The organism is bacterium (assembly GCA_024226335.1).
Classification (GTDB): domain Bacteria; phylum Myxococcota_A; class UBA9160; order SZUA-336; family SZUA-336; genus JAAELY01.
In genome coordinates, this window is the sequence record JAAELY010000113.1 from 1 (window position 1) to 749 (window position 749).

The window sequence follows — 749 nt, forward strand, 5'->3', positions numbered from 1 at the left end:
CCAGCGCGAAGGGGAGACCGCGGCCTGGGTATTCGCCTACACCACGGACGACGAGCGCATCGCCAAGCTGGAGCTGACCCGCGGCGAGCTGCGCTGGACGCTGCGGGATTCAAGAGGCCTGCTGCTGCGGGAATACGAGTACGACGAAGCCGGCGACGTCTACCCGGTGAGAGACGAGATCTACCGCGGCACGAGCCTGCTGGCCACGGTGAGCCAGGACGAGAGCGGCGTCTTCGGCGAGGTCGCGCACTACAGCCTCGACCACCTGGGCACACCGCGTCTGATCACCACCGACACGGGGGAGGTGAAGTCGCTCCACAAGTACTTTCCCTTCGGCGAAGAGGCCACCCTGGCGAACCAGGACCGGCACCCGATGAAGTTCACCGGCCACGAGCGGGACTTCTTCGCCGCGGGTGAGTCGGATGATCTGGATTACATGCACGCGAGGTACTGCTCGCCGCACCTCTCGAGGTTCATGTCGGTCGACCCGATCAACTCGTCTGACCCAAGCAGCCCGCAGTCTTTCAACAGGTACGCCTACGCTAGAGGTAATCCCATCAAGTTCGTCGACCCAAGTGGTCTGGTCGTCATCAAGCGGTCGGAGTCTGCGACTGAGTTCGAGGAATCCGTCACTGAGGCGCGTCAGGAATTGGTAGCAACGCTCTCGGAAGTTCCACTGGTTGGCCCTGCTCTGAGCTTCGGTGCAGACCTTCTTCTGCCTTCAGTGCCGGAGAGTTCCGGTGAAGTCA

The 749-nt window shown here is 62.6% G+C and carries 1 protein-coding gene; it reads left to right on the top strand.

Going from position 1 to position 749, the window contains the following annotated elements; all coding sequences use genetic code 11:
* A partial coding sequence (locus GY725_04785; GenBank protein ID MCP4003492.1) for an RHS repeat-associated core domain-containing protein occupies positions 1–749 on the top strand: 749 nt, incomplete at both ends.